We start from the raw sequence: 12,785 nt of genomic DNA, 5'->3' as shown, positions 1-12,785 counted from the left end.
CTCTCTGAAATCTATGCTTGGCGGTGGTTTTGTGCATCTATGTATCTTAAAAAATTAGGGTATCTGTTATGGATATTAATCCGGTACAGATACCCTAAAAGAATCAGATCAGTAAATTATTATTTTACTTCTTCGTTAGCTTTTTGTGTATTTGTCCATTTACTAAGCTCTTCTAAACCTGCAGGATTATCTTCAAAATCATGCGGAACGTTTGAACTCATTGTTTGAGATAGCGGAGTGGTTTGCATGATGTAATCCTCTTCGGCGCCAGGCTTGCTATAATCATACGGCCAGCGGTAAACCGAAGGTATCTCGCCGTGCCAGTTGCCGTGGAAATGCTCAACAGGTGCAGTCCACTCAAGGGTGTTAGCTTCCCATGGATTTTGAACTGACTTTTTACCCCAGAATATAGAAGTAACAAAGTTATAAAGGAATGCCACCTGCGCTAGTGCAGATATAATGGCCGCCCACGTAATAAACATATTAACTGATAACCAGCGCTGCATAGACGCGAACTCTGTAAATTGGTAGTAACGACGTGGTACACCATCAAGACCCATAAAGTGCATTGGGAAGAACACCAAATAAGCACCGATAAAGGTTAACCAGAAGTGCAGGTACCCTAACTTCTCGTCCATCATTTTACCGAACATTTTAGGGAACCAGTGGTAAACACCCGCAAGCATACCAAATATTGCTGCTGAACCCATTACCAGGTGGAAGTGCGCTACCACAAAATAAGTATCGTGCAGGTTGATATCCAAAGCTGCATTACCCAGGAATATACCTGTTAAACCGCCAGAGATAAAGAACGACACCATACCTATAGCGAACAACATTGCAGGTGTAAACCTGATGTTACCGCGCCATATAGTAGCCAGCCAGTTGAATGTTTTTACTGCCGATGGTACTGCAATAATCAACGTTGTGATCATGAACACACCACCCAGGAACGGATTCATGCCTGTTACAAACATGTGGTGACCCCATACTATAAATGATAATACCGTAATACCTATCAAGGAATAAACCATTGCATGGTAACCAAAAATAGGCTTACGTGAATTTACCGACATGATCTCTGACGAGATACCCATGGCAGGCATAATTACGATGTATACCTCAGGGTGACCCAGGAACCAGAACAAATGCTGGAACAAGATAGGGCTACCACCTTCAAATGGCATTACCTTTCCTTGTACAACAATGTCTGATAAATAAAAGCTGGTACCAAAGCTACGGTCAAATATTAACAATACCACACCTGCTACCAATACAGGGAATGATAACACACCCAAAATGGCTGTTAAGAAAAACGCCCAGATAGTTAAAGGCATTTTCCAAAGGTCCATGCCTTTTGTACGCATGTTTAACACAGTACTTACGTAGTTTATACCGCCCATAAGTGATGAAGCGATGAAAAAAACCATACTTATCAGCCAAAGCGTCATCCCCATGCCTGAACCTTTCATTGCAGTTGGCAATGCTGATAAAGGCGGATATATTGTCCATCCGGGGCCGGCAGGGCCCTTTTGGATGAAGAATGAAGAAAGCATAATAACACAGGCAGTAAAGAAGAACCAGTAAGATAACATGTTCATGAACGGCGAAGCCATATCACGCGCACCTACCTGAAGCGGGATCAATAAGTTACTAAATGTGCCGCTTAAGCCGGCTGTTAATACAAAGAACACCATTATGGTACCATGTATAGTAACCAATGACAGATAAAACTCAGGATCAAGGCGGCCTTCAGGAGCGAAACGGCCCAATATAGTTTCCAATAAAGGAAACGCCCTATCGGGATAAGCCAATTGGATCCTGAATAATATAGACAGCATCATCGCGATAAACGCCATAGTAATACCTGTTATAAGGAATTGCTTAGCGATCATCTTATGATCCTGACTGAAAACGTATTTTGTTAAAAAAGTGTCTTTATGGTGATGCTCGTGACCCTCTTCGTGATGTGCTACCCCGTGATCGTGAACTGCTAATGTTGACATACTCGCTAATTAATTGTTTAACGCTAACCTGTTTGTAGAAATATTATTTTTTTTAGCCTCGGCTAATTTTAACTCCGTTCTTAAAGCCGGGGTTAAATAGGGTTGTTGCTTGGCCAACCATTGAGTGTATTCGGCTTCGCTTACCACACGCACAACTTTTTGCATGTTGTAGTGGCTGGATCCGCATATTTTATTGCAATAAACCAGGTACTCAAATTTAGAATCGTCTAATTTATTACGCATCTCCTGCGTGGTATATGTTGGTGTAAACTTAAAATAGTTAGGTAAACCCGGTACCGCGTTTAACTGGACCCTAAAATGTGGCATGTAAACACTATGGATAACATCCATAGCAAAAATATTTAAACGTATAGATTTGTTAACCGGGATAACCAAGGTATCAGCGGCTAAATCATCCATGCTATTTTTGTCGCTATAATCAATACCCATTTTGTTAGAGCCGCCAACTAATTTAAAGTTCTTTTTGCCTAATTTACCGTCTGGACCAGCATAGCGTAGATCCCATGCAAACTGCCGACCGGTGATATCGATATTTATAGAAGCCGGTTGCCCTTTAGCATCAACACTGTCAGTTACTTCTCTCCATGTAAAGAAGCCGAAAATTACCAGTACAGTTAAAACAATGGCGGGAACAATTGTCCAGACCTTTTCAATGGTATTGTTGTGAGGTAAAAAGTATGCTCTGCGTTTTGATGAATGCCTGTATACAAACAAGAACGTAAAAAGCAATATCTGGGTAATTACAAATACTATAAAAGTAATAACGGTGGTGGTCCAGAACATGCTATCTATTTTTACACCATGCGCCGAGGCTGCATCGGGTAATAACATTTTGCCCTGTACAGAAAATGACCAATAGGTTCCAACCGCGCCCGCTATCAGGAAGATAATACAAATAATAGCCATCAGGTTGTTCCAGTTAATGCCTGCTTTGCCTTGTATCTTCTGGCTAAGGTCATATACCTTTAAAATTTTACCAATAATAGCTATCGCTATGCATGCCAGCACGAAAAGCAATATATAGTAGCTCACGCTTAACCAGTCAACACCCGGCTTTTCTACAGCTGCTGCAGTTGTACCTTGCGCCATCAGCAAATTGGTGCCGGTAAGCATCAACACAGCAAACAGCGAAAGCATTTTTTTAGAAGTTATTACTTTATTGAATCCCATTGTAATTGGTAGTTTGGTATTCTGTTTTTGTTGCAAATTTAACAATATATTATATGTGATGATGTAAGCTTTCTGGCAGGAACGGGTGATTCTTAGGCGCCAAAGCTTTGAACTTGCTTAGCGCTGTAAAGATCAGGAAGGCAAACAAGCCGGCGAAACCTATGAATGTACCTACTTCGATCCACAAAACTGCGGTAAACCATTCAGAAGCCGGGCCAACTGTGCCTGGCATAATCATTTGGAAATAGTCAAACCAGTGGCCTATTATTAAAATGATACAAGCTGCTTTTAAAATGCTGGTTGAACGTTTTGAATCGCGCGCCATTAACACCAACAGTGGCGTTAAAAAGTTAATTATTATGCTGAACCAGAACCAAGGTTTAAACTCCGGCTCCCATCTTTTGAAAAAATAAGCCGTCTCTTCGGGTATATTGGCATACCAGGTTAATAAGAACTGGGCAAACCACAGATACGTCCAGAATACAGAGAAACCAAACATAAACTGACCAAAGTTGTGCAGGTGATCCTGCGTTACCCATTGCATGTAACCCTGGCTGCGCAGATAGATAATGATCAGCGTCATGGTAGCAAGGCCTGTTACCCACATTGCGGCAAAGTTATACCAGCCAAACATGGTTGAAAACCAGTGCGCCTCTAATGACATGATCACATCAAAAGCAAATACCGGAATAGTGAAACCGAATATAACAAGGAAAACACAGGCCAATTTAAAGCTCTTTTCATAGTTTAACATGCCACCCAGCTCGTCCTCGTTAGCAGAGTACTTTACAAATAACCTGCTTAATAAAATATAGGCCAGTAAAAATCCAATTACACGTACTAAAAAGAATGGCTCGTTAAGGAAACCTGCTTTACCTGCTATTAGGTGATCGTAAGCTTCGCTACCTTCTTTGGTAATATCATGCTGAGCCCAGATCTTATAAAGATAAGGTGCTACAACTTCGTGGCCTTCTTCATTAAGAATTTTGTGGTTAAAGCTGAGGCCGGCAATTATAACTATCACTAAAATAATAGCCGGTATAGGTATTATTTTGATAAACGCATGCGGAACGCGAAGAATAGAGGCTGACCAGCCTGATTGTGTTACATATTGTATGGCGCAAAAGAAAGCTCCGGCCAAACTAACACAGGTAGTATAATAGGCCATCAGCAATAAATTAGCAAACGTACGCTCAACCTGCCCGGTAAGGAAACCAAGTGCGATCACTACAACACCTATAGCAATGGCAGCAAGGCTCCAGGTTTTTGCTTTGCCCGCAAACTCAAACTGTTCGTCAAAATTATTATGAGTCTTCATCAAATTTATTTCTTATAAGTTTTGTAAATGGTGAACGTACATTACAACTTTCCAGCGATCCTGCGGAGCCAGTTGCGATGCGTAAGATCCCATTGCGTTTACGCCGTAAGTTATAGTGTGATAGATCTTTCCATCCGTAAGGTCTTTCATTGCGCCACCACGTGATGACTGACCGGTTGCATAATTTGGCGGCGGCGGGAAACCGTGTTTAACAACTTCGCCATCTCCGCCTCCGGTAGCACCATGGCACGGAGAGCAAAACGTAATGTACATTTTTTTGCCTTCTGCTAAAGTAGCGGCATTAACAGCTAAGGGGCTTACTATACCTGTTGAAGCAGCTTCGTACCCTTCCTTGCTATTTGGAAAATCAAAACGGGTAAAACCAATTGGCGTAGTACCGGCTGGGGGTACTTGCGCTGTTTTACCATCTTTAAATTGCTCATTCTTCTGATCAGGATCATATGCAATGTGCTCATACATATTGGGTGCGTACTCCCATCCGGTGTTTTCCTTATTGTTACATGAGGTGGTTACCACCGATGCAACAACAGCAACAACCGCTGTTCCCAATATTTTATACTTATTCATAGCTAACATATTTTCTGGTGTTATGCTTAACTTCTACTGCTCCTGCTTCTTTTAATATATTCGTTATATCCTCGTGCGATACGTTTCCTTTAGCATCAATTGCTATTACAAAACGGTCATCAGTTGCTCTAAGGTCCATTACCCGTGGCGCTCTACCCGGGAAAAGGTGTGTAGCGTAAAAGAAGGTAAATGCCATACCAAATGCAGTAAATAATACTGTCCATTCAAATGTAGCCGGTACAAAATCCGGGATGGCGAAATATGGTTTACCACCAATGTTCATAGGCCAGTCATGCACCAAACAGTAATAAATAATACTGAAGATTACCGTACCGCCTAAGCAGCCGAACATGAATGCCGCATAACCCAAACGCGATTCCTTAACGCCCAACTTGGCATCGATACCGTGTATTGGCATTGGGGTGTATACATCATAAATAGGGATACTATTTTTCTGTAACTTGTCAATCCCATGCATCATCACATCCGGATCGTCAAAAAGTCCTAATATATATTTAGTGCTGCTCATTGTTGATTATGCGTTTTCGTATTTTTCTAAATCTACCGTATCGTAAGGGATCAATGAATCTTTGTAGTATTGAACCTGAGCCGGATCAAGATGTCCTTCCTCAATTTGTTTCTTCTTAGCTTGCTCGCTTGACGATTTCAATAAAAGTTTCACCTCGGCCATTGCTATTGAAGGCAACACACGAAGGAACAACAGGAATAACGTAAAGAACAAGCCTATTGATCCGATGAAGATACTTACGTCAACCCAGGTTGGCGTGAACATAGCCCAGCTTGAAGGTAAAAAGTCGCGGTGCAATGAGGTTACGATAATTACGAAACGCTCAAACCACATACCGATGTTTACGATGATAGATAGTACCCATGCCATTGCAATGTTGGTACGGATCTTTTTGAACCACATTACCTGGGTCATCAGGATGTTACAGCCATACATCATACAGCCTGCCCACCAGAACGGACCGGTAAAGCGGTTAAGGAAAGTATATTGCTCATACTCGCCGCCTGAATAGTAAGCGATAAAGAACTCTGTTAAATAAGCCACACCAACAATAGAGCCTGTTACCAGGATGATTTTGTTCATTGATTCGATGTGGAACATGGTTATGTAATTCTCTAACCCTAAAACCTTACGCGTTACCAGCAATAGTGTTTGCACCATTGCGAAACCTGAGAAAATAGCTCCTGCAACGAAGTAAGGAGGGAAAATTGTTGTGTGCCAGCCCGGTTCTAAAGAGGTAGCAAAGTCCATTGATACAATAGTGTGCACTGAAAGTACCAGTGGGGTTGATATACCTGCTAATATTAATGATACGGTTTCAAAACGCTGCCAGGTTTTAACTGAACCTGTCCAACCGAATGAGCAGATAGAATAAATTCTGCGGCGAAGGCCTGAAGCGCGGTCGCGGATGCTGGCAATATCAGGCAATAAACCGATGTACCAGAACACTAATGAAACCGAAAAGTAAGTTGATATCGCGAACACGTCCCATACCAGTGGCGAGTTAAAGTTAACCCACAAACCAAATTGGTTTGGCAGCGGCAAAGGCCAGTAAGCTAACCAGGGGCGGCCCATGTGCGATACTACGTAAGTAGCTGCGCAAATTACCGCGAAGATCGTCATCGCCTCTGCAGAGCGGTTAATAGAGTTACGCCAGTTTTGACGGAACAGTAACAAGATTGCCGAAATAAGCGTACCTGCGTGACCAATACCTACCCACCATACGAAACCGGTGATGTCCCAGGCCCAGCCAACTGTTTTATTCAAACCCCATGATCCGATACCGAACCAAAACGTCCAGCTAACTGCAAACACCCAAAGGCAGGCCCCTATTGAGGATACGATGAAACCTATCCACCAGGCTTTGTTAGGTGCGTTTTCAACAGGTGTAAGAACATCGTTTGTTACCTTGGCGTAGGTTATATTCTCGCCGGTAATTAACGGTTCCCTTATTATTGATTCTTTATGAGATGCCATACTTTATATATAATAATGATAGCTTAAGCTTCTAATTCAAATGTGTTTCTAATTTTTGCCTGGTAACCTATACCTGCTTCAACGTTAAATTCTTCAAGCACATAGTAAGTTCTTTCGCTCTTCAATGCTTTTGACACTGCCGAGTTAGGATCATTACGGTTACCGAATATGATAGCATTGGCAGAGCAGGTTTGCTGGCAAGCCATTTTGATATCGCCATCTTTTACAGGGCGTTTCTCAATTTTAGCTTTCAGTTTACCGGCTTGTATTCTTTGGATACACATTGAGCATTTCTCCATAACACCACGTGAACGGGTAGTTACGTCTGGGTTTAATACCAATTGAGTATGCGGATTGTTAAGGTAGTTATCAAAACGTGAATCGTTCCAGTAGTTGAACCAGTTAAAGCGGCGTACTTTGAACGGACAGTTGTTAGCGCAATAACGGGTACCAACGCAACGGTTGTAAGCCATATGGTTCAACCCTTCTGATGAGTGAACGGTAGCTAATACGGGGCACACAGTTTCGCACGGAGCGTGGTCGCAGTGCTGGCAAAGCATTGGTTGATGTACAACCGATACATTGCTGATGTCTTCCAAATGAGCAATTTCTGTTTCTTCGGTAACACCTTTGCCGGCTTCGTTAAAAGTGTAATAACGGTCAATACGGATCCAGTGCATTTCGCGGCGGCGGCGTACTTCGTCTCTGCCTACAACCGGAATATTATTTTCTGCGTTACAAGCAACCACACAGGCACCGCAACCGGTACACGCGTTAAGGTCAATTGCCATAACCCAATCATAGTTAGGGCGAACGTGCTCGTCCCAAAGGCTATAATCTTTGTGTCCTTCATGATGGCCAACCGCATGTGCAGGGTTTTTAACAAACTCGGAAAGGCTGGTTTCGCGTATTATGCTACGTCCTTCGTATGAATGGTGCGTTTGTGTTTGTGCCAATTGAATGTTATCGCCGGTTGCACCAACTTTAGCAATAGTAGTGCCCTGGAAAGTGCCGTTACGTAAGCTGTAGAAAGGGAAAGCATTTTTGCCTATTCCACCTTCAATTACAGCGCCACCGCTGGTGCGGCCGTAACCCACAGCAACTGATACCGTACCAACTGCCTGCCCTGGCTGCAATAAAGCAGGTAAAGCAATTGAGTATCCGTTAGCATCAATTGTAATTACATCGCCTTCAACTAAACCTAACTCTTTCATGTCATTTTGAGACATGGCGGCAAAGTTATCCCAGGTAACTTTTGAAACCGGATCAGGCAGCTCCTGTAACCATGGGTTATTAGCATGCTTGCCATCGCGGATAGCGTTAGTTTGATATAAAGATAATTCCAGCTTTTTATCGCCGGAAGCAGCTAACTGTGCGCTTTGACTTAAAACTTTCTGAGCTACACCATTTAAATCAAAGCTGAATGAATAAGCGCCTGCCGGTTTATCAGCAGCTTTTATAAAACCTGTTTGCAATACGCTTTCCCATCCGGCCTGGCCTGAAAGACCTGCCAACGGAAGTACTGTTGTATTCCAAACGTTTCTTAAATAAGTATAGTAGTTATTAACCGAGTTTGATGACCATACCAACAGGCTTTGTTGAGCCTGGCGGGTATCGTAAACCGGGTTAATGGTTGGTTGCATTACGGTATAGTAACCTTCAATAGCACTATCGTCACCCCACGACTCTAAGTAATGGTGGTTAGGTGCTATAACGTTACATATGGCAGAAGTTTCATCTTTAGTATCAGAGAATGATACACGTACCGGAACTTTCTCAATAGCTTTAGCTAATGCTGCGCCTTGATAAAAATCATAAACCGGGTTAGCATTCAGGAAGAATACTGCGCCAACTTCGCCGCGTTTAACTTCGTTAACAAACTCTGCTAATTCAGCGTCATTACCTGCATATTGTCTTGAATAGTTGTCCAGATCAATTGTAGTGCCGTAGCTGCCCAATATTGAGTTAATAGCATTAACCAATATTTGGGTAGCTACATCATTTGAACCTGCAACAACCAGCGAACGACCTTTAGCTGCTACCAATTCTTTAGCAACAACTGCTATAGCGTTATTGGCTGCTTTATTATTTGCTAATGCTTTGCTGCCCGGTAAAGTAGTGCCCGAAATCGCGTTGTAAAGATTAACTAAGGCAATTCCCTCTTCTGATGGTTTTAGTGCGATGCGCACATCAGCATTGGTACCTGTTAAGCTCATGCCTGTTTCAAACTGGATGTGGCGAGACATTTTCTTCTCTTCCAGTGCTTTGGCAGCACGCTTTGATACGTACTGGCGGGTGAACTCTTCGCCAGATACCCAGGTGCCTAAAAAGTCGGCGCCGAAGCTTACAATAACGTCAGCTTTATCAAAATTATAATGAGGTATAACGGCTTTACCAAAACTGTTTTGGTTAGCCTGAATAATACCGGTATATGATACTGCATCATATGTTACATGTTTTGCAGTAGGATAAGCAGCAATAAAATCTGCAATTACGCTTAAAGTTGAAGGGCTTGAAATAGTTGAAGATACGATACGGATCTTGGTGCCGGCATCAACAATTTTAGCAAGTTCTAATATAATATGGTCATCAACATTGCTCCAGGTAACGTCAGAACCATTTATAGCAGCGCTTTTTACACGGTTAACGTCATACAAGTCAAGAACTGATGCCTGAGCCTGTGCGCTCAAACCACCTTTTGAAAGAAGATCATTCGGGTTACCTTCTACCTTGATCGGCCTGCCTTCGCGGGTTTTAACCATAATGGCCGAACCTTCGTAGGTTGATACATAGTAATTGGCAACACCCGGCGTAATTTCTTCCGGTTTAATTAAATATGGGATGGATTTGTGTACAGGTACCCTTTGGCAAGCCGCTAAGGTAACCGCGCCAACGCCAAAACCTACCGCTTTTAAGAAATCGCGGCGGGGAGTTTTACCCAGCAGGCCATCGCCAGACAAAACATCCTCAATTGGAATAGGCTCCGCAAATTCGTTTTTATTTTTCTCAACAAATTCCGGGGTTCGGGTTAGTTCTTCTACACCTTTCCAGTATTTTTTATTGCTATCCATTTAAGCTGTAATATAAAACTGTAATGCTCTAAATTCTATCTGTATATTAATAATGGCACTTGCCGCACTCAATACCGCCTAATAAAGCAACGGTTGGTTTTTTGCCTTTTTTGATCTCATCATGAGCGGCTAAAACCTGATCGTAATATGCACTGCCTTTGCTGTTAACCTCGGTACGTTTGTGGCACTGTATACACCATTTCATGGTAAGCGGGCTGTATTGTTTAACCTCAGGCATGGTCTCAATCGGGCCATGGCAGGTTTGGCATTTAATGCCGCCCACAGTAGTGTGCTGCGAGTGGTTAAAGTAAGCCAGATCTGGCAGGTTGTGTATACGCACCCACTGTATAGGGCGAGCCTTAGTGCTGTCGTATTTAGCAGTTGCCGGATCGTAACCCAAGGCATCGTATATTTTGTGTATCTCCGGCGACTCAGTCTTAACTGATTTGTGGCAGTTCATACACACGTTTAACGACGGTATAGATGCATTTTTTGATTTGAACGCGCCGGTGTGGCAATACTGACATTCAATTTTCATGATGCCTGCATGCAGTTCGTGCGAGTATTTGATTGGCTGGGTTGGTTGGTAACCAGTATGAACATCTGTGTTCCACAGGATATTCCACTGCCAGGCTCCGCCGCCTATAGTAACGCACAACAGTACGAAGAAAACAAATTTCTTGTTTTTGGCCATCCTTTTTACGGTGGCAAAACGGTCAACCTGCTCGGCTTCTACTTCCTCGGCGTCAAGCACAACGCCCTTTTTAGTAATGATGGTTTCGAGCGTGCCGATTACCCTGTTTAATACCAGGATGATGATAAAGGCAAGTATGATCACACCGATAAGACCAAAAACAACTAAGTCGCTTGGGCCTTTATCTTCCGCAACCGCACCAGCAGCAGGACCTGCAGTCTTCTTTGCATCTTCTAACTTCTTGTAGCCATCACGTGCATAAGCAATAACGTCTGCGGCTTCCGCATCAGTAATGTTGGGGAAAGCGGGCATGCCGGCCTGACCAAACTCTTCGTAGATCTTTATCGCTTTTGGATCTTTAGCTGCAATTAAAGCGGGGTTATTTTGTATCCACTTAGTTATCCATTTGTCATCGGTATCCTCTGTCAACAAAGGCCCTAATGCAGGACCAGTCATCCGCTTATCTAAAGCATGACAGGCGTTACAGCCATTTTTCTTAAACAAAGCCTCCCCATTAGCAGGGTCTCCTTGTGCTTTAACAGAAAATCCCCAAACGGCCAAACATAACGCAAGTAAAACCGGTTTAGTGAATTGTTTAAAAATCAATGAGATGCTTCTCATAAAGTTGTATTGTGCTAAATAGTTTATTTTTATGTACTAAAAATGCTAAAAGAAGCCACTTTTACGCAATTTTTCAGCCACAAAAGTATAATTTATTAAATAATCGCTGACAAATAAATGACAGTAATAACTAATTTATAATCTTTCTAAATAAATAGAAATGTTGTAAATTTTATAACTAATTGTTGCAATTATTTACGATAACATCAGTTCAATTTAGAATTTTTGCTATTGTCCTAATATCCACGCAAATATCAATGGTGCTACTATGGTGGCATCAGATTCCACTATAAACTTAGGTGTATGGATGTCTAATTTACCCCATGTTATTTTCTCGTTAGGTACCGCTCCGGAGTACGAACCGTACGAGGTGGTAGAGTCAGAAATCTGGCAGAAATAGCTCCAAAAAGGTATCTCCGGCATCTCCATATCCTGATAAAGCATCGGCACAACACATATTGGAAAATCGCCTGCAATGCCCCCACCTATCTGAAAGAAACCAATTCCTTTACCTGATGAATTTTTAACGTACCAGTCAGCCAGCCAGGCCATATATTCAATACCACTTTTCATGGTAACGGCCTTTATTTCATTCTTTATTACGTATGATGCAAAAATGTTACCCATGGTAGAGTCTTCCCATCCGGGTACTACAATCGGCAGATTCTTTTCCGCAGCGGCCAGCATCCATGAGTTTTTTGGATCTATTTCATAATACTGTTCTAAAACACCGCTCAACAACATTTTGTACATGTATTCGTGCGGAAAATAACGCTCACCGGCGTCATCAGCATCTTTCCAAAGCTTATGAATATGTTTTTGTAAGCGGCGGAATGCTTCCTCTTCGGGTATGCAGGTATCAGTTACGCGGTTGTAGTGGTTCTCTAAAAGGTCCCACTCGTCCTGCGGACTTAAGTCGCGATAGTTAGGCACGCGTTTGTAGTGCGAATGCGCTACCAAATTCATTATATCCTCTTCAAGGTTAGCCCCTGTACACGAAATGATATCTATTTTACCCTGACGGATCATCTCGGCCAGCGATATGCCTAACTCCGCGGTGCTCATGGCACCGGCCAGGGTTACCATCATTTTACCGCCTTCGGTAAGGTGTGTTTCATAACCCTTGGCCGCATCCATCAACGCGGCAGCATTAAAATGCAGGTAGTTTCTCTCAATAAACTGAGATATGGGTCCTTTGGTAGTGCTCATTATCTTTCAAATTTGAAAGGCAAAAGTAGGTATTTTGAGGGAAAGAGGGATTTGCTTTTGCAAATGAATTCAGAGCCGAAGA

Annotated in this window: 9 protein-coding genes; all 9 read right to left on the bottom strand. The window is 42.5% G+C overall.

Annotation, left to right across the window (positions count from 1 at the left end; translation table 11 throughout):
* Window positions 1-119: 119 nt before the first annotated feature.
* Window positions 120-2,006 carry a cytochrome c oxidase subunit I gene (locus ACVW2L_RS20670; protein ID WP_457129853.1) on the bottom strand — a complete coding sequence of 629 codons (1,887 nt, stop codon included), beginning with the start codon at window positions 2,004-2,006 and terminating at the stop codon, window positions 120-122.
* Between the two features lie 9 nt (window positions 2,007-2,015).
* On the bottom strand, window positions 2,016-3,197 hold the full coding sequence (locus tag ACVW2L_RS20665; RefSeq protein WP_457129852.1) for a cytochrome c oxidase subunit II: 1,182 nt from the start codon (window positions 3,195-3,197) through the stop codon (window positions 2,016-2,018).
* A gap of 49 nt (window positions 3,198-3,246) precedes the next feature.
* Window positions 3,247-4,515 (bottom strand): quinol:cytochrome C oxidoreductase, encoded by a 1,269-nt coding sequence (locus ACVW2L_RS20660; RefSeq protein ID WP_457129851.1) that lies wholly within the window; start codon window positions 4,513-4,515, stop codon window positions 3,247-3,249.
* Window positions 4,516-4,527: 12 nt separating this feature from the next.
* Window positions 4,528-5,103 (bottom strand): c-type cytochrome, encoded by a 576-nt coding sequence (locus ACVW2L_RS20655; RefSeq protein WP_457129850.1) that lies wholly within the window; start codon window positions 5,101-5,103, stop codon window positions 4,528-4,530.
* The gene (locus ACVW2L_RS20650) at window positions 5,096-5,632 is read right to left on the bottom strand and encodes a DUF3341 domain-containing protein (RefSeq protein ID WP_294793226.1); all 537 of its coding nucleotides are present in this window, start codon (window positions 5,630-5,632) and stop codon (window positions 5,096-5,098) included. The genes ACVW2L_RS20655 and ACVW2L_RS20650 overlap by 8 nt, the downstream gene beginning before the upstream one ends.
* A 6-nt stretch (window positions 5,633-5,638) precedes the next feature.
* Window positions 5,639-7,108 (bottom strand): NrfD/PsrC family molybdoenzyme membrane anchor subunit, encoded by a 1,470-nt coding sequence (nrfD, locus tag ACVW2L_RS20645; protein ID WP_457129849.1) that lies wholly within the window; start codon window positions 7,106-7,108, stop codon window positions 5,639-5,641.
* Between the two features lie 23 nt (window positions 7,109-7,131).
* Window positions 7,132-10,179 carry a TAT-variant-translocated molybdopterin oxidoreductase gene (locus tag ACVW2L_RS20640; protein ID WP_457129848.1) on the bottom strand — a complete coding sequence of 1,016 codons (3,048 nt, stop codon included), beginning with the start codon at window positions 10,177-10,179 and terminating at the stop codon, window positions 7,132-7,134.
* A gap of 46 nt (window positions 10,180-10,225) precedes the next feature.
* A complete protein-coding gene (locus ACVW2L_RS20635; protein WP_457129847.1) occupies window positions 10,226-11,494 on the bottom strand; it encodes a cytochrome c3 family protein in 1,269 nt (422 codons plus the stop codon).
* A gap of 228 nt (window positions 11,495-11,722) precedes the next feature.
* The gene (locus ACVW2L_RS20630) at window positions 11,723-12,703 is read right to left on the bottom strand and encodes a deoxyhypusine synthase family protein (protein ID WP_457129846.1); all 981 of its coding nucleotides are present in this window, start codon (window positions 12,701-12,703) and stop codon (window positions 11,723-11,725) included.
* Window positions 12,704-12,785: the final 82 nt, after the last annotated feature.

It is taken from the genome of Mucilaginibacter sp. HD30 (genome assembly GCF_054061755.1).
The sequence above is the reverse complement of the archived record's forward strand: the minus strand, read 5'-3'. Positions and strand labels throughout refer to the sequence as shown.

What these genes read in the sequence shown, in the direction of transcription:
- ACVW2L_RS20670 (WP_457129853.1), bottom strand. Translation starts at nt 2,006, where the DNA reads ATGTCAACATTAGCAGTTCACGATCACGGGGTAGCACATCACGAAGAG.
- ACVW2L_RS20665 (WP_457129852.1), bottom strand. Translation starts at nt 3,197, where the DNA reads ATGGGATTCAATAAAGTAATAACTTCTAAAAAAATGCTTTCGCTGTTT.
- ACVW2L_RS20660 (WP_457129851.1), bottom strand. Translation starts at nt 4,515, where the DNA reads ATGAAGACTCATAATAATTTTGACGAACAGTTTGAGTTTGCGGGCAAA.
- ACVW2L_RS20655 (WP_457129850.1), bottom strand. Translation starts at nt 5,103, where the DNA reads ATGAATAAGTATAAAATATTGGGAACAGCGGTTGTTGCTGTTGTTGCA.
- ACVW2L_RS20650 (WP_294793226.1), bottom strand. Translation starts at nt 5,632, where the DNA reads ATGAGCAGCACTAAATATATATTAGGACTTTTTGACGATCCGGATGTG.
- nrfD (WP_457129849.1), bottom strand. Translation starts at nt 7,108, where the DNA reads ATGGCATCTCATAAAGAATCAATAATAAGGGAACCGTTAATTACCGGC.
- ACVW2L_RS20640 (WP_457129848.1), bottom strand. Translation starts at nt 10,179, where the DNA reads ATGGATAGCAATAAAAAATACTGGAAAGGTGTAGAAGAACTAACCCGA.
- ACVW2L_RS20635 (WP_457129847.1), bottom strand. Translation starts at nt 11,494, where the DNA reads ATGAGAAGCATCTCATTGATTTTTAAACAATTCACTAAACCGGTTTTA.
- ACVW2L_RS20630 (WP_457129846.1), bottom strand. Translation starts at nt 12,703, where the DNA reads ATGAGCACTACCAAAGGACCCATATCTCAGTTTATTGAGAGAAACTAC.